This window comes from Symbiopectobacterium sp., assembly GCF_051710365.1.
GTDB lineage: Bacteria > Pseudomonadota > Gammaproteobacteria > Enterobacterales > Enterobacteriaceae > Symbiopectobacterium.
The window spans coordinates 13,568-28,790 of sequence record NZ_JBPETA010000019.1 but is presented as its reverse complement, the minus strand read 5'-3'; the positions used below and the strand labels follow the sequence as shown (position 1 = coordinate 28,790).

Sequence of the window (15,223 nt, the reverse complement as noted above, 5' to 3'; positions counted from 1 at the left end):
GATCAAGGTTACGGATGGTAACGTGGGGAGTACTCATGCTGATTGGTCTGCAAAAAGCAGTAATAAATTCAGAACTTCAGAATACCGTCAAGTCCCGAAAAAAGAAAAATCAGGTGCGGAATGACGGTTAAAAGCTAAGGGTTTTACCTTTTTCTGGGATTGGCAGGACGTCTGGCAAGCAGCCCATGCCCAGAGTGCGACGGTGGCCAAGGTGACACAACTGGATATTCTGCAGGACATTTATCAGGCGCTGGAAACCCGCCCTGGCGGAAGGCAAAACCGGTCAGTGGTTTGCCCGGGAATTGACCCCGGTACTGCAGGCCAAAGGATGGTGGGGCGAACAGGATATCACCGACCCAGTGAGCGGGCAGCCGGTCACGGTGCAATTAGGCAGCCCGCAGCGACTGGAGACCATTTATCGCACCAATTTGACTACCCTCTACAACGCCGGGCGCTGGGCAGAAATGCGGGAGAATGTTGAGGCCCGTCCCTACTGGATGTATGTGGCGATACGAGATAACCGTACCCGCAAAAGCCACCTGGCGCTGCATGGCCGGGTGTTTCCGGCAGATGACCCGGTATGGCGCGCGCTCTATCCGCCCAATGGCTGGCGCTGTCGCTGCAGTGTGATGGCCCTGTCTGAACGGGACATCAAAGCGCGTGGGCTCACGGTGGAAACGTCCGGTGACCGTCTGCGCTGGTCGTTGCAAGTGGTCTCGCGCAAAACCGGCGAAATGCAGCCGGTGGCCCAGCTGATGCTCGACAATCATACTGTGTTTTCCCAGGATATCGGCTGGTCGTATAATCCCGGTGAAGGGTATCGACCGGACTTAACCCGCTATCAGGGGCCGTTACACGCCGTTGCTATCAAAGCACTCGGGGGCGCTAAATGAAACCCACTCTCCTGTCGATTGAGATAAACGATAACGACCTGAAACAGGCGCTGAAGTAACTGGAGAACGCCGCTTACGACCTGACGCCGCTGATGCGCATCTGGTCTGAAACGCTGAAAACGGCTACCGACCTGAACTTTGAGGCGCAGGGGCGGCCACGCTGGCAACCGTCGGTCGCGGCGCTGGCGCGCCAGGGCATGACGCTCTCCCGTGACGGGTATTTGCGCCGCAGCGTGACGCCGGAATATGATGTGCACCAGGCTATGGTCGGCACGAATCGCGTTTATGCCCGACTTCATCAACAGGGTGGGAAAGCGGGGCGCGGTGGGTCAGTGACGCTGCCCCCGCGCCCTTACCTTCCGGTATCCAAGGGGGGACAGCTACAGGCTGAAGTCAAACGCCAGCTGCTCGATGATGTCCTTGATTATTTGCAACAGGCTAGCCTCCGCTAAGCGCTGCCTGACGCGCTCGGGTGCTTAAATGATACAACGCGATACCCGAGCGCGTTTCCGCCCTTTATAAAGCTTTATAAACCCCTTCCTGACCCGTTTATGCCCGCTCGCGGAAGCGACATGCGAATGCTGAAATAAAATACGCCAATGAAAATCTTTAAAGCCCTTTAAAAGGGAAATGCGCCTATCCGGCATAGACTGCTGCCATGATGTCAATGGAGGTGCCATGAAATCCCTGCATATTTTTACGCGCGGTCGGCATACGGATAGCCACGGGCAGGTCCTGAACGTGAGCGAGCAGGATTTACGCGCCTGTGCGGATGCCTACTCCGGCGTTACATGAAGCACCGATAGTGACCGGCCATCCGACCACGGATGCGCCCGCTTACGGCTGGATCAAACAGCTGTCGGCGCAAGGACGTGATCTGCTGGCAGAGCCGCAGCAGGTTGATCCGGCTTTTTCTGAACTGGTGACGGTGGGCCGCTATAAGAAAATCTCGGCGTCGTTCTATTTACCCCACGCGCCGAATAATCCGGCTCCGGGTGCCCTGTATTTACGCCATGTCGGTTTTCTTGGCGCACAACCGCCTGCTGTTAAAGGGCTGCGCGCGGTCTCTTTTGCGGATACCGAGGACGGGGTGGTGGAATTTACCGAAGATCTGGATGACAGCCACGACTCGCTGCTACTTCGGCTACGCGCGTTATTGAACCACTACGTGGGTACCCCGTCTGATCCCCCTTCGCTAACCACCAGGACCCTGGCCTTTTCTGAGCCTGGGGTTGTCAACCCTCATCCCACAACGGAGAGCCTTACTGTGGAAAAAACTGAAACCGAAAAGCAGCTGGAAGCCTTGCGTGACGGCAAATTAACGCTCGGGATAGCGGGACAAGGCCAGGCGATACCGGAGCCGGGGGCCTTTCATGTTCATGCCCGTCCGGCGCGCTTTAGCGGTCCCGGCGGTTTACTGGAGGACTTTGAATGACGCTCGATATCATGCGTGCCCTTTTGGGCCTGCTGACAAAACGTTTACCGCAGCTGGAGGTCACTTTCTTTCCTGAGCAGCCGGAACGCTTTCATCTCAATCATCCGCTCGGCGCGGTACTGCTCAGTTTTGCCCGCTCGCGTTTTGGCGACATTCAGGATGTGGGGATGGTATTCCAGCCCCGTGTGCTGCATTTCACGCTGACCCTGGTGATGCGCCAGCTTAACGGTAACGAGGGGGCGATTGCCCTTCTCGATACGCTGCGTCAGGCCGTGGGCGGCTTTATGCCGCCGGACTGTCGCCGCCCACTGTGGCTGATTGATGAGGTCTTTTTGGGGCAATCCGAGGGCTTATGGCAATACGCGCTGACGGTGGCAACCGAAACCTGGTTTGTGCAGGACGCCCCGCAGGACGCTTTACCGCTTACCAGGGAAGCGTTTATGAAGACAGAGAATAACGAGGTAGCTTATGGCGAAGTTTCGCTACAACGGTGATTTCCCCAATTGGACTTCCCTGCGTTTGGCCGATGGGCGTATCCAGGATGTGATGTTTCATCCCGGTCAAGTAGTCGATGTGCCGGTCGATCATCCGTTTATTGTCTCGCTGGAAGAGCAGGGCTATCTGACTTTTTTGGGCTTTGATTATCCCGATGCGCCGCCTGAACCCCCCAAGCCGCTGACTGATTTTGAACAGCGATTACAGGCCGCCAAACACCCGACCGGCAAACTGGCCCGTTATCGTTATGACGGCCAACAGATGAACGGGGCCGCTTTGCGCTTACCGGATGGCAGCATCCTGGATGTGATGTTCTGGCCGGGTCAGGAAGTCACCTTGCCGATGGATAATGATTATGTGCTGGTGCTGGAAGCGCAGGGCTATTTAACCTTTCTGGGCAACGAAGCAGAGACCGGCGTCGCCCCCATCGTGGCGGCACCGTTGACACAGGCAATCACATCATCGGGCAGCACCGTTGCCCTTTCTACTGATGAGACCCTACCCATCGAAGAGCCGGTCAGCACATCGTTAGCGATGACCCCCAGAAAACGCGGAAAAGTGCCAGCAGACACAAAAAGTAATGAGGTCACCCCATGAGTAGAGAAAACCATCACGGCGTTGATACGCTGGAAATTGAACGCGGACCCCGTCCGGTCAAAACGTGAAAATCGTCCGTGATTGGCCTGGTAGGTACCGCGCCGAAAGGCCCGGTCAATACCCTGACCCTGTGCCTGTCGGAAAAAGACGCGGCGCAGTTTGGTGATGAGCGAAGTGGATTTACCCTGCCACAAGCCTTGCGCGCCATCTATAGACCACGGTGTCGGTACCGTTCTGGTGGTGACGGAAAACCAACAGGCGGTACCGACCCCGACCTGGACCCTGCATTATGGCCAAAAAGACATCACGCATGATATCACCCCGGATGTGCTCGGGATCCGTTTTACCGATCAGCTCAGTGGCCAGTCTGACGAGCTGGCTGTCGAACTGGAAGACAGCACCGGGCGCTGGCGCGGGGCCTGGTATCCGGGCAAAGGCGATACGCTTTCGCTGGCGCTCGGCATGGTCGGTGCGCCATTACGTCACTGTGGTACCTTTTCGATTGATGAAATAGAACTCAGTGGCCCACCGGATACGGTGTCGCTGCGGGGGTTATCCGCTTCGGTGACCACCGCGCTGCGAACCCGGAGCTACCGGGCATTTGAGCAGACCACCCTGGCGGCCATCGCCCGGAGGATTGCCCAAAAACACCACCTGACACTGGAAGGGCAGATTGCGCCGCTGACCCTTGATCGGGTCACGCAGCAACATGAAACCGACCTGGCTTTTTTGCGCCGGCTGGCCGAGGAATACGGCTATATCGTTAAAGTTACGCCGAGCAAGCTAATTTTTTCTGAGCGCGTCAGATTGCGAGAAGCCTCGCCGGTTAACGTCATTACCCCATCAGCGATAAGTCATTACAGCCTGCGCGATACGCTTAACCGTATCTACCAGCAGGCCAAGGTGAAATACCAGGACAGCCAGCGCAAACAGTTGGTCACGGTCGGCGTCAAGGCCGATGGCACGATAGGGGAAGTGGCGCGGGAAACGGTGAATCAAAAACAGGGACGCACGACCAGTGCGGATACCTTAAGACTGCACAGTCGGGTACGGAGCCGGGAAGAAGCCACCGCCAAAGTGTGCGCGGGCCTGAACCGGCATAATGAATATCAACGGGTGGCGACGGTGGAACTGGCGGGCAATACGGCGTATCGAGCCGGGTTAACAGTGCGTCTTGACGATTTTGGTCGCCTGTCCGGGGTGTGGTTTATCACCGAAGTCCGCCATGCCCTGTCGCGCCAAAGCGGTTACACCTGTGAACTCACCTTGGGTCAGGGGCTGATTGCTCGCACGAACAGGAAAACAGCTCGGGCGGATAAGCCTGCACCGCAGCAGGTGATAGGGGTGAAAGCCGATGGCAGCGTGGGTCCGCTGAGTGAAAAAGAGACGACAATCGGAGAAAAGCAAACATGAAAGCACTGCAATTGATGATCGGCACCATCAGCCAGATTGATGAGAAAAATGTCAGGGTCCGTGTACGCCTGCCGACCTGTGATAACCTGCGCACCGCCTGGCTGCCGGTACCACAACGCAACACCTAGGATAACAAGGATTACGTGCTACCGGATTTGGGTGAGCAGGTGATGCTACTCCTGGATGCTGACGGCGATGATGGCGTGGTGTTGGGCGCGGTGTATTCCGACGTTGACCGCCCGGCCAGCGCCTGCCGTGATAAACGGCGGGTGGATTTTGCTGACGGGACCGTTGTCGAGTATGACCGAAAAAACCACGCGATGACTATCGGGGGCAATATACAGACCCTGACGCTGACCACCCAGGCCACTGTGCTGATCCAGACGCAAAACGCGACGGTGAAGGCAAGTCACACCCTGTTTTTGGATGCACCGGATACGGTCGCAACGGGCAACCTGACGGTACAAAAGCAACTGACTTACTAGGGTGGTATGAGCGGTTCGGGCGGCAGTGGCCTGGCCGCCATCATTGACGGCGCGCTCCAGGCCAGCGGTGATATCCAGGCGGGTCAGGTGTCGCTGCAAAACCATCAACACAGCAACGGACATGACGGTAAGCCTACCGGCAAGCCGTTATAAGTGAGGGAGGAACGCGTTTGATGAACATAATGACAGGTCTTGGCACCGCAGACTGGCAACCCGCGCTGCACGTATCGGGTGAACGGGTCAGTGGCGTCGAGGATATTCAGCAGTGCCTGCAACTGATTTTGGCTACCCCGAAAGGCAGCGACCCCCATCGACCGGATTTTGGCAGTGACCTGCATCGCTATCTGGATATGCCAGTAGAACGGGCCTTGCCGCACGTGGTGCGGGAAACGGTAGAGGCCATCAGGCGCTGGGAGCCCCGATGCGAATTACATCAGGTTACGCTGGATGCACAGGGTGAGCGGGTCAATCTCCTGCTACGCTGGCGACGGCCAGGCCGTCAGGCTCACCAACAAACGGAGGTGGCATGGCGTTAACCCTCGAGAAGCCGGTTTTTGTTGAAGCGGATGCGCAGGCCATTACCCGCGAGATGATTACGGCCTATGAAGCGGCCAGCGGTAAAACCCTGTGGCCTGCACAGGCCGAGCGGTTATTGATTGACCTGTTCGCCTACCGGGAAACCCTGGTGCTGAGCGCTATCCAGTCGGCGGCTGAGCAAAACCTGGTGGCCTTTGCCCGTGCCCCGATGCTGGACTATCTGGCCGAGCTGGTCGGCGTTTACCGTCTCCCAGCACAACCGGCACGCACCACTGTGCAATTTTCGCTGGCGGTCGCGCCCTCGGTGACGATAGCGATACCGGCCGGCACACGGCTAAGCGCCACGGACAGCCTGATATTTACCACCGACAGCGAAGTCAGGCTGACGCCGACGGCATCAACGGTGACGGTGAGCGCCACCTGCAGCGAGGTGGGGACACAGGGTAACGGTTGGCAACCGGCGCAAATCAGCACCCTGATGGAGGCCATCGATGACGGGGATATCCAGGTGACCAATACCACGCCAAGCGAAGGCGGCTCAGACGCTGAAGACGATGAGCATTTGCGGAGCCGTATTCGCCTGGCACCCGCCTCCTTCAGTACCGCCGGTTCACGCGAAGCGTACCGTTTTCATGCCATGAGTGCCCATCCGGGGATTTGTGATGTGGCGGTGACCCGCCCGAAACCGGGTACTGTCAACTTGTATCCGCTGCTGATCAGCGGACTGCCGGACAAGACGGTACTCAGTCTGGTCATGGCCCTGTGCTCGGAAGAGCGGGTTCGCCCGCTGAATGATACAGTGCAGGTGCTGGCCCCCGAAAAGGTTGACTATGCGATTAGTGCACAACTGACCTGTTATGCCAGCCAGCCGGGCGAGCCGGTACTGAAACAGGCGCGGCAGGCCGCTGAGCAGTATGTCGCCCGCCAGGCTAAACAGCTGGGTCGGGATATTGTGCCCAGCCAGATTATCGCCGCCTTGTCAGTGTCGGGCGTTTACCGGGTGCAGCTCACGAGTTTCAAGACCCTTGAGCCGACGGTACTGGCAGCGCAGCAATGGGCGCATTGTAGCGACATTCAGTTGACCCTGGGCACGGAGAGCGGCGATGACCGATAACAGCCTGCTACCGCCATTGTTGGCGGCAGAGAAACATTTTCAGGCGCTGGCGGCACAGGCGGCACGGTTACAGCAAATTGACCTGACGCCGCTGCTGGTTTATCTGCTGGATATGACCGAGGCGTCGGCCTTGCCCTGGCTGGCAGAGCAGCTGGCGTTAACCGGGGTTAATGGCTGGTCTCTGGCAGAATCGGATGATGCTCGCCGTGCGATGCTGAAATCGGCCATCACGCTGCATCGCTATAAAGGCACCCCCTGGTCCATTCGCGCCATGATACGGGCACTGGGGTTTGGGGAAGTGACGATAACCGAAGGGGGAGGCGGCCCTTAAACCGGAACAGGCAACCGCGTATCCCGATAGTGAGACGCACTGGGCACTGTACCGGGTCATCCTCAACTAGCTGATTACCAATGACCAGGCGGCCAGATTACGCGAGACGCTCGCGGCCTTTGCGCCCGCGAGAAGCGAACTGGTGGCGCTGGATTATACGGCGGTACCGTTGCGCTATAACGCGCAGGCGACCTATAACGGGCACTATAATCATGGCAGCAGTTAATGGTATTCAAAAAAACTTAATTAATACACGTAAAAATACTACACTGTGACTAAAAAACCGCCCACGATGGAATCAAGCCCGATGGAGAATGAAGAGATGAGCTATTTAAAAGAAACCGCTGTCTGGGAGGACGGTATCTACCAGATAGAGACCTCCGACCCGGTATTGGGTGGGCCCGATGGCATAACCAACCGACCCACGCGTGAACTGGCGAATCGCACCGCCTGGTTAAAGCAGCAATTAGAAAGAGGCCGAAGCGGCGCTGAACGCGCATACGTGCTCGAGAAACCACCCGGATGCGAGCTTAAGTGAAAAAGGTTTTGTCAAGCTCAGCAATGCCAACCAGAGCAACAGTGAAACGGAAGCGGCAACCCCCAAAGCGGTAAAAATTGTCAATGACAGGCTGAATGCGGTGGTCGACCATGCGCCCTCAGATTTAGATACGCTCAACAAGCTCGCGCAGGCCATCAGCAATAACCCGAAATTTGCTGAAAGCGTGACGCAGCTTTTGAGTCAGAAACTAGCGAAAAATGAAAATGGGGCCGACATCCCAGACAAAAATCAATTTGTGAAAAACCTTGGTTTGTTGGAAAAAGAAAATCGGTGGATTAATAAACAGATTTTTAACACGTTAATTAGCGGTAATATTGACGGTAACGCTGCGTCAGCAACACGTCTACAAACAGCCAGAAAAATCGCGGGAGTAGCCTTTAATGGAAGTGCAGATATCAGTATACCAGCAGGCAATGTCGGCGCTTATACCAAAGCAGAAGTGGATAGTCGTATCAATGCGAAAGGCGCAAAAAATACCGCTCATCTTGTCACCAACGGATGGTGGAAATGTGGTGATACCGGGCTTATCAGGCAATGGGGCATCACGCCACCACTGTATGCCGGACAGATTTATACCGTGACGTTGCCTTGTCCGGTTCCTCATGCCATCTTATCGGCGACAGCGACAGTGAAATACAAAGGTATTGCCGCAGAGGGTAATTTAGGCACCTATGTTGAAATAGAAGGAAAATCGTTAATTATCAGTGCTGATTATACAAGGACAGCGATTCAAGCGCCCAGAACATGGGAGTTGGTTTGTTACTAACCCCAGATTATCACACTACTTTTTTGGTGCTTCCGGCCACGCAATATCCGGCCTTTTGCTGATATCGACACGGTTTAGCAGCACACGGTATTTTTTCCAGACCAGCAGTGCCGCTTTTTCGGCTTCTGAAGCCATGTCAAGGTCTACCGCATCCTGCAACGGCGCTATAATTTTTGCTGCCTGCTCAAGCAGATAGTCTCGTTTATGGGTCGCTTGCTCTCTGAGTTCATCTGCTGTATAAACACGTGGAACAATCTCACCATCGATAAAACACCATTTTCGGTTAGGGGCGGCCTCCTGAGGCCATGCTAATACTTCTGCTATGCTGCATCCTTCGGGACAGAACCCACTGATATCGTAGCCCATTGAGCGTATTACACCGTCGGCTTCATACTCGACTTTCATCGTATCGGGCTGAAAGCTTTTCTGGCACTCATACCAGTCTTGACCATCTTCCGAGATAAGGAAAATTGCACCAACAGCGTGTTCTAGCCATTTTTTATCAACAGAATCAGGATGGTAGCGTTTGAAATTTTTAATATTTTTCATCACATGAACCACACATTTATCCAGTTACCATTAACGTTTTTCTGTAAGATCCGGCGCTGAACACAATCCACATAGGCATCAACGTTTCCGTTATACACGCCGGTTATTACATAATGAGGTTCATCACGATAACCCGTGCCTCGCCATATCTGAATCTCCTGCATATGCCCCAATCGAATATCTTTTACGAACGTGCTATTGACATAATCCCAGGTAGCGCGACCATTGACTCTGTTATCCACCCAGCCGCTGAGATGCCCACCCCAGAATGGCCCATGAATGTCGCCATTCTCTTGATAAGTGGCGGTTCTACCTCCCCATGAAATGGTCAAATTTTGCCCTAATGTGACACCTCCGTTGACAGTTCCACCGGTATGTTTATCCAGTGCATTTTTTGCACAACCTACCGTTTCCAACAAACCAGGTTTTATAACATCGAGAATTTAGCTAAAATTTTGACCAAAACCAGCGATTACAAGGCTTGCAAAGGGATAGAATGAGACGAATATGGCAAAGATAGGCTATATGAGGGTGTCAAAAAATGACCAAAACACCGATTTACAGCAAAAATCCTTGATTTGCGCAAATTGTGAGCAAATTTTTGAGGATAAAATCAGTGGAAAAACAGACCAGAGACCCGGATTAAAACGCGCGTTAAACTGCCTGAAATCGGGCGATACACTGGTGGTCTGGAAGCTCGATAGGCTGGGTCGAAGCATTAAACATTTGATTACTTTAATATCCAAACTGGAAGATGAAGGCATCCATTTTCATAGCTTGACGGATACCATTGATACCTCTACGTCCGCAGGCCGTTTTTTCTTCCATGTGATGAGCGCGTTGGCACAAATGGAGCGGGAACTCATTGTTGAGCGTACTCAGGCAGGTTTAGCCGCAGCAAGAAGCAGGGGACGCATCGGGGGTAGACCTTGCTCATTATCTTCCGCACAGCAAGAGCAGGCTAAAAAATTACTCGAGTCCGGACATAGTAGAAAGCAGCTTGCATTACTGTATGGCGTCTCATTAGCTAGCATCTACAAATATTGTCCAGTTAATCTAAATGCCCGAACGGGTCAAAGCGACCCCGACGAAAAATAACAGTGTAATTCCGTTGCACTGACGGAAACAAAAGTAGCCCACCATTTATCGCACGTTTTGGCTTCAAATATCGCGCGGCGCATCATAATCCCGCGCCACCCGCTCACATACCTCTGCCGTTAACGCAGCAGGCAACAGTGCGACGACACAGCCGCCGGTCATGCGTACCCCGCCGCGCTCACCGATATAGTCGTCAATCAGCGCAACCAGCGTGTCGATAGGCGGCACCGTAATGGCAAAATCGTCACGCATTGAGCGGTGCGATTCCGCTATCAGACGGGAAAGACGCGGGATATCGCCTGCCGTAAGTGCCGCTGCGGCTTCCAGCGTGCGCTGGTTTTCGGTAACGATATGGCGCGCACACTGTGACACTATCGCATCCAGCCCCGCACGGTGGGCTTCAAATTGCGCCAATGAAACATCACGCAGCGCTTTCACACCAAAATGCCGCGCTGCCGCCTCACACTGCGCGCGCCGGGTGTTGTATTCGCTGTCCACCAGACCACGCCGCACGTTAGAGTTAATGATCAGAACATCCAACTCCGACGGGATCGGCACCGCCGTGCCTTGCAACGAACGGCAGTCAATCAACAACGCATGGCCCGCAACGCCCTGCGCGGAAATAAACTGATCCATGATGCCGCAGTTACAGCCGACAAAGTGGTTTTCTGCCTGCTGGCCGTTCAGCGCCAGATCCAACGGGCTGAGCGGTAACGCATAGAGCGTTTTAAACACCTGCCCGACAGCTACTTCCAGTGAGGCGGAGGAACTGAGTCCGGCACCGGTTGGCACGTTCCCGGCAATGACCATATCCACGCCGCCCAGGGTCAATCCACGCGCCAGCAGATACTTCACCACGCCGCGAATATAGTTCGGCCAAAGATACTGTGGATGCGGTTCAATCGTCTGCTTTAAGTCAAAGCTGTCCTGCTGCTCTTCCATGTTGACGGCCACCACCCGAACCAGACTGTCGGCACGCGGGGCGGCTGCAATCACCGTGTGGTAATCGATGGCGCAGGGCAACACAAACCCGTCGTTGTAATCCGTGTGCTCGCCGATCAGGTTGACGCGTCCGGGAGCCTGCACCTGCACCGCAGGCGCGTAGCCAAAGGTGGCGTTGAACACGGCATCCACCTGTTGCCGCACGCTGTTAATTCGTCCCATCGTTCACATCATGCTGTTGCCGAAAATGAATATCGCTTACGCTGCGCAAGCGCTCCGCCGCCTGTTCCGGCGTCAAATCACGCTGCGGCTCCGCCAGCATTTCGTAGCCCACCATAAATTTCCGCACGCTGGCCGAACGCAGCAGGGGCGGATAGAAATGCGCATGCAGCTGCCAATGTGCGTTATCACCTTCAATAAACGGCGCACCGTGCCAGCCCATGGAATAGGGAAACGCGCACTGAAACAGATTATCGTAACGGCTGGTCAGCTTTTTCAGCGCCAGACACAAATCGCTGCGCTGCGTGGCGGTCAGTTGCGGCAACTGCTGCACCGCACTGCACGGCAGCAGCAGCGTTTCAAACGGCCAGGCGGCCCAATAGGGTACCACCGCCAGCCAGTGTTCCGTTTCCACCACACAGCGCACCTGCTCCGTCTGTTCGCGCTGGGCATAATCCAGCAAGAGTGACGTGCCATGACGCTCGAAATAGGCGCGCTGCTGCCCGTCTTCTTTGGCGATATCGGTGGGTAAAAAGCTGTTGGCCCACACTTGCCCATGCGGATGCGGGTTAGAACATCCCATCATCGCGCCTTTGTTTTCAAATACCTGAACCCACGGATACTGTTTCCCCAGTATTTCTGTTTGTTCGCACCAGGCGGCGACAACCTGTGCCAGCGCACCCAGTGAGAGTTCCGGCAACGTTTTGCTGTGGTCAGGCGAGAAGCAGATAACACGACTGGTGCCCTGCACGCTTTGCGTTTGAAACAACGGATCATCGCTTGTTGCCGCCAGCGCAGGGGTTTGCTCCATCAGCGCTGAAAAATCATTGCGAAATACATAGGTGTGGGTGTAATTCGGGTTCACCTCTCCGGTAACGCGGCGGTTGCCTGCGCAGAGAAAACAATCCGGATCGTGAGCCGGTAACAGACGCCTGTCCGGCTCATCCTGCTGGCCCTGCCAGGGGCGTTTAGCGCGATGGGGAGAAACCAACACCCATTCGCCGCTAAGCGGATTGTAACGACGATGCGGGTGCTCTGTGGGATCGAACGACATTCCTGACACTCCTTAAACAGCAGAGATACCTTTGGTACGTTGACGGGCGCATGGGGTGTAATCTGTTTTCACACGGCGCGATAAAAATAGCAAAAAAGCCAGTTGCAAACGCTGTGTAAACGATTACCCTCATTGTAGGCAGTAAGCGTGATAAATGAGAATAGCGACACGCGCGATTGATATTGATACCGATCACATAAACCAATAACCATCAACACAGACAGGGAAACCACCGATGGCAACCATAAAGGATGTTGCACGCCTGGCCGGCGTCTCCGTGGCAACGGTGTCACGGGTCATCAATGACTCGCCGAAAGCCAGCCAGGCATCGCGGGAGGCAGTGCATAACGCCATGGCAGAATTGCGCTATCATCCCAACGCCAATGCGCGCGCACTGGCGCATCAACATGCAGAAACCCTGGGGCTGGTGGTGGCGGATGTGTCCGATCCATTTTGTGGGAAGATGGTAAAAGCGGTCGATAGCACCGCCAGAGCGACGTGCAATTTTTTGTTGATCAGCAACGGCTACCATGACGCAGAAATGGAGCGTCAGGCTATAGAACAGTTGCTGCGCCACTGCTGCTCGGCGCTGGTGGTGCACGCCAAAATGTTGCCTGATGCGGAACTGAGCGCGTTTATGCACCATGTCCCCGGCATGGTGCTGATCAACCGCATTCTGCCCGGCTTTGAGTCGCGCTGCGTGGCGCTGGACGATCGCCACGGCGGCTGGTTGGCAACCCGGCATATGCTTCAGGAAGGGCATCGCACCATTGCCTTTCTCTGTTCCGATCACCCGATTTCCGACGCCGACGATCGCTTACAGGGCTACAGCACCGCCCTGCACGACCAAGGCATTGCGCTGGATAGCCGGCTGATCGCCCGCGCCGCGCCGGATGAAACCGGCGGAGAGGCGGCGATGCGCGAACTGCTGAGTCGCGGTGTGTCTTTCAGCGCCGTGGTGTGTTACAACGATTCGATGGCAGCGGGCGCGTTGGCGGTATTGAGCGACAACGGCATTGAGGTACCACAAGCCGTATCCCTGATAGGTTTTGACGACGTGCTTATCGCGCGCTACTTGCGCCCACGTTTGACCACCATCTGCTATCCGGTGATAGCCATGTCAACGCAAGCCGCCGAGTTGGCGATTGCGCTGGCACAAGGTCAGGCGCTGACGGCGGTCACCAACACCTTCACGCCGACGCTGGTACGTCGCCATTCGGTACAGTCCCTCACTCAGGCTCGTTAACTCCCGTTAGCCGGCGATACGGGCATCCCCAAACCGGGTTGCCTGCTCTCTTATTGGTTACGTTTGCTTACCATCCCTACCCAGCGCCCTGCGATAAGCTATTCAACTTAGCGCTATTCCCACGATATAATTATACTTTTGCGTGTTTTATCGCATTTTTAGCTTTTTCGTTACCTAGAATGGCGTGGGAAACGTTACCCCGCCTACTATTCGGAGCTCTCATGACCCATATTGCGCAATTTGCGTTGGCACTGCTTGTCGTTGCCGGTTTAGCGCTGCTTGTCTGCCGCGACCGTAAAAGCATTCGTATCCGTTTTATTATTCAGCTGTTAGTGATTGAAATTCTGCTCGCCTGGTTCTTCTTGTATTCCAACGTGGGCCTGGGCTTCGTAAAAGGGTTTGCCGCCGTCTTTGATAAATTGCTGGGGTTTGCCGGACAAGGGACCGATTTCGTGTTTGGCGATATGGTCAACCACGAAAAGAATCTGATTTCCTTCTTCTTTAAAGTGTTGTGCCCTATTGTGTTTATCTCGGCATTAATCGGGATCCTTCAACACATCAAGGTACTGCCTATCGTGATTCGCGCTATCGGTACGGTGCTGTCCAAGGTGAACGGCATGGGGAAACTGGAGTCGTTTAACGCGGTCAGCTCGCTGATTCTGGGCCAATCGGAAAACTTCATCGCCTATAAAGATATTCTGGGCAAGATGTCGGAAAAACGCATGTACACCATGGCTGCCACCGCGATGTCGACGGTGTCGATGTCTATCGTCGGTGCCTACATGACCATGCTGGATTCCAAATACGTAGTGGCGGCGCTTATTCTGAATATGTTCAGCACCTTTATTGTGTTGTCATTGATCAACCCGTATAAAGTGGATGCCGAGCCCGAACTGCAACTGCGCGATCTGCATGAAAACCAAAGCTTCTTTGAAATGCTGGGGGAATATATTCTTGCCGGTTTCAAAGTGGCCTGTATCGTCGCCGCTATGCTGATCGGCTTTATTGCGCTGATTGCCATGGTAAACGCCATTTTCAGCGCCATTTTTGGTATCAGCTTCCAGGAAATGTTGGGCTATGTGTTCTTCCCCTTTGCCTGGATCATGGGGATTCCTGCCAGTGAAGCGTTGCAAGTCGGCAGCATCATGGCGACCAAGCTGGTGTCTAACGAATTCGTTGCCATGCTGGAACTGCAAAAAGTGGCGAGCCAGTTGTCACCGCGCAGCGTCGGGATTCTCTCCGTGTTCCTGGTGTCGTTCGCCAACTTCTCTTCTATCGGCATCATTGCTGGTGCTATCAAAGGGTTAAACGAGAATCAGGGTAACGTGGTGTCTCGCTTCGGCCTGAAGTTAGTCTACGGCTCTACCTTGGTCAGCATTCTCTCTGCCTCAATCGCCGGGCTGGTGCTGTAATTTGCCATGACGATCGTCGGGCGGCCATCCGGTCGCCCGCTATCCGCTACAAACCCTGACATTTCTTCCACATTTCCT

The 15,223-nt window shown here is 54.9% G+C and carries 15 protein-coding genes and 4 pseudogenes; 15 read left to right on the top strand and 4 right to left on the bottom strand.

Going from position 1 to position 15,223, the window contains the following annotated elements; all coding sequences use genetic code 11:
- Window positions 1-127: 127 nt before the first annotated feature.
- From ACTBDZ_RS03195 to ACTBDZ_RS03140, 12 genes and pseudogenes are all read left to right on the top strand, one after another.
- A pseudogene (locus ACTBDZ_RS03195) lies at window positions 128-893 on the top strand (phage head morphogenesis protein); the annotation flags it as partial.
- Between the two features lie 59 nt (window positions 894-952).
- The gene (locus tag ACTBDZ_RS03190) at window positions 953-1,345 is read left to right on the top strand and encodes a phage virion morphogenesis protein (RefSeq protein WP_438814216.1); all 393 of its coding nucleotides are present in this window, start codon (window positions 953-955) and stop codon (window positions 1,343-1,345) included.
- Window positions 1,346-1,659: 314 nt separating this feature from the next.
- On the top strand, window positions 1,660-2,328 hold the full coding sequence (locus ACTBDZ_RS03185; RefSeq protein ID WP_438814214.1) for a hypothetical protein: 669 nt from the start codon (window positions 1,660-1,662) through the stop codon (window positions 2,326-2,328).
- A complete protein-coding gene (locus tag ACTBDZ_RS03180; RefSeq protein ID WP_438814213.1) occupies window positions 2,325-2,822 on the top strand; it encodes a Gp37 family protein in 498 nt (165 codons plus the stop codon). Before ACTBDZ_RS03185 ends, ACTBDZ_RS03180 begins: the two co-directional genes overlap by 4 nt.
- Window positions 2,797-3,420 (top strand): hypothetical protein, encoded by a 624-nt coding sequence (locus tag ACTBDZ_RS03175; RefSeq protein WP_438814212.1) that lies wholly within the window; start codon window positions 2,797-2,799, stop codon window positions 3,418-3,420. Before ACTBDZ_RS03180 ends, ACTBDZ_RS03175 begins: the two co-directional genes overlap by 26 nt.
- Window positions 3,417-4,833: pseudogene (locus tag ACTBDZ_RS03170) on the top strand (contractile injection system protein, VgrG/Pvc8 family). Before ACTBDZ_RS03175 ends, ACTBDZ_RS03170 begins: the two are co-directional and overlap by 4 nt.
- Window positions 4,830-5,471: pseudogene (locus ACTBDZ_RS03165) on the top strand (phage baseplate assembly protein V). Before ACTBDZ_RS03170 ends, ACTBDZ_RS03165 begins: the two co-directional pseudogenes overlap by 4 nt.
- 20 nt (window positions 5,472-5,491) lie before the next feature.
- Entirely contained in the window at window positions 5,492-5,854 is a 363-nt protein-coding gene (locus tag ACTBDZ_RS03160; RefSeq protein ID WP_438814211.1) for a GPW/gp25 family protein, read from the top strand.
- Window positions 5,845-6,969, top strand: coding sequence for a baseplate assembly protein (locus tag ACTBDZ_RS03155; protein WP_438814210.1), 1,125 nt, complete (start codon window positions 5,845-5,847; stop codon window positions 6,967-6,969). The genes ACTBDZ_RS03160 and ACTBDZ_RS03155 overlap by 10 nt, the downstream gene beginning before the upstream one ends.
- Window positions 6,959-7,526 (top strand): annotated as a pseudogene (locus ACTBDZ_RS03150) (phage tail protein I). Before ACTBDZ_RS03155 ends, ACTBDZ_RS03150 begins: the two are co-directional and overlap by 11 nt.
- 96 nt (window positions 7,527-7,622) lie before the next feature.
- Window positions 7,623-7,838, top strand: coding sequence for a hypothetical protein (locus tag ACTBDZ_RS03145; protein ID WP_438814209.1), 216 nt, complete (start codon window positions 7,623-7,625; stop codon window positions 7,836-7,838).
- A gap of 100 nt (window positions 7,839-7,938) precedes the next feature.
- Window positions 7,939-8,625 carry a gp53-like domain-containing protein gene (locus ACTBDZ_RS03140; protein WP_438814208.1) on the top strand — a complete coding sequence of 229 codons (687 nt, stop codon included), beginning with the start codon at window positions 7,939-7,941 and terminating at the stop codon, window positions 8,623-8,625.
- Between the two features lie 15 nt (window positions 8,626-8,640).
- On the opposite strand, the gene ACTBDZ_RS03135 is transcribed toward ACTBDZ_RS03140, so the two are convergent.
- Together ACTBDZ_RS03135 and ACTBDZ_RS03130 are read right to left on the bottom strand one after the other, a co-directional pair.
- Window positions 8,641-9,174 carry a tail fiber assembly protein gene (locus tag ACTBDZ_RS03135; RefSeq protein WP_438814207.1) on the bottom strand — a complete coding sequence of 178 codons (534 nt, stop codon included), beginning with the start codon at window positions 9,172-9,174 and terminating at the stop codon, window positions 8,641-8,643.
- Entirely contained in the window at window positions 9,174-9,590 is a 417-nt protein-coding gene (locus ACTBDZ_RS03130; protein ID WP_438814206.1) for a hypothetical protein, read from the bottom strand. Before ACTBDZ_RS03130 ends, ACTBDZ_RS03135 begins: the two co-directional genes overlap by 1 nt.
- A gap of 91 nt (window positions 9,591-9,681) precedes the next feature.
- Here ACTBDZ_RS03130 and ACTBDZ_RS03125 point away from each other — a divergent pair, with 91 nt between their 5' ends.
- Window positions 9,682-10,272 (top strand): recombinase family protein, encoded by a 591-nt coding sequence (locus ACTBDZ_RS03125; protein ID WP_438814205.1) that lies wholly within the window; start codon window positions 9,682-9,684, stop codon window positions 10,270-10,272.
- Between the two features lie 63 nt (window positions 10,273-10,335).
- On the opposite strand, the gene galK is transcribed toward ACTBDZ_RS03125, so the two are convergent.
- Together galK and galT are read right to left on the bottom strand one after the other, a co-directional pair.
- Entirely contained in the window at window positions 10,336-11,436 is a 1,101-nt protein-coding gene (gene galK, locus ACTBDZ_RS03120; protein WP_438814204.1) for a galactokinase, read from the bottom strand.
- Window positions 11,423-12,487 carry a galactose-1-phosphate uridylyltransferase gene (galT, locus tag ACTBDZ_RS03115; RefSeq protein WP_438814203.1) on the bottom strand — a complete coding sequence of 355 codons (1,065 nt, stop codon included), beginning with the start codon at window positions 12,485-12,487 and terminating at the stop codon, window positions 11,423-11,425. The genes galK and galT overlap by 14 nt, the downstream gene beginning before the upstream one ends.
- Before the next feature lie 235 nt (window positions 12,488-12,722).
- Between galT and galR the strand changes: the two genes are divergently transcribed.
- Window positions 12,723-13,733 (top strand): HTH-type transcriptional regulator GalR, encoded by a 1,011-nt coding sequence (gene galR / locus ACTBDZ_RS03110; RefSeq protein ID WP_438814202.1) that lies wholly within the window; start codon window positions 12,723-12,725, stop codon window positions 13,731-13,733.
- Window positions 13,734-13,954: 221 nt separating this feature from the next.
- Window positions 13,955-15,145, top strand: a complete 1,191-nt coding sequence (locus tag ACTBDZ_RS03105; protein ID WP_222157703.1) for a NupC/NupG family nucleoside CNT transporter — start codon at window positions 13,955-13,957, stop codon at window positions 15,143-15,145.
- Window positions 15,146-15,223: the final 78 nt, after the last annotated feature.

Coding starts and splice junctions, on each gene's coding strand:
- ACTBDZ_RS03180 (WP_438814213.1), top strand. CDS start 2,325: ATGACGCTCGATATCATGCGTGCCCTTTTGGGCCTGCTGACAAAACGT.
- ACTBDZ_RS03175 (WP_438814212.1), top strand. CDS start 2,797: ATGGCGAAGTTTCGCTACAACGGTGATTTCCCCAATTGGACTTCCCTG.
- ACTBDZ_RS03160 (WP_438814211.1), top strand. CDS start 5,492: ATGAACATAATGACAGGTCTTGGCACCGCAGACTGGCAACCCGCGCTG.
- ACTBDZ_RS03155 (WP_438814210.1), top strand. CDS start 5,845: ATGGCGTTAACCCTCGAGAAGCCGGTTTTTGTTGAAGCGGATGCGCAG.
- ACTBDZ_RS03145 (WP_438814209.1), top strand. CDS start 7,623: ATGAGCTATTTAAAAGAAACCGCTGTCTGGGAGGACGGTATCTACCAG.
- ACTBDZ_RS03135 (WP_438814207.1), bottom strand. CDS start 9,174: ATGAAAAATATTAAAAATTTCAAACGCTACCATCCTGATTCTGTTGAT.
- ACTBDZ_RS03125 (WP_438814205.1), top strand. CDS start 9,682: ATGGCAAAGATAGGCTATATGAGGGTGTCAAAAAATGACCAAAACACC.
- galK (WP_438814204.1), bottom strand. CDS start 11,436: ATGGGACGAATTAACAGCGTGCGGCAACAGGTGGATGCCGTGTTCAAC.
- galT (WP_438814203.1), bottom strand. CDS start 12,487: ATGTCGTTCGATCCCACAGAGCACCCGCATCGTCGTTACAATCCGCTT.
- galR (WP_438814202.1), top strand. CDS start 12,723: ATGGCAACCATAAAGGATGTTGCACGCCTGGCCGGCGTCTCCGTGGCA.
- ACTBDZ_RS03105 (WP_222157703.1), top strand. CDS start 13,955: ATGACCCATATTGCGCAATTTGCGTTGGCACTGCTTGTCGTTGCCGGT.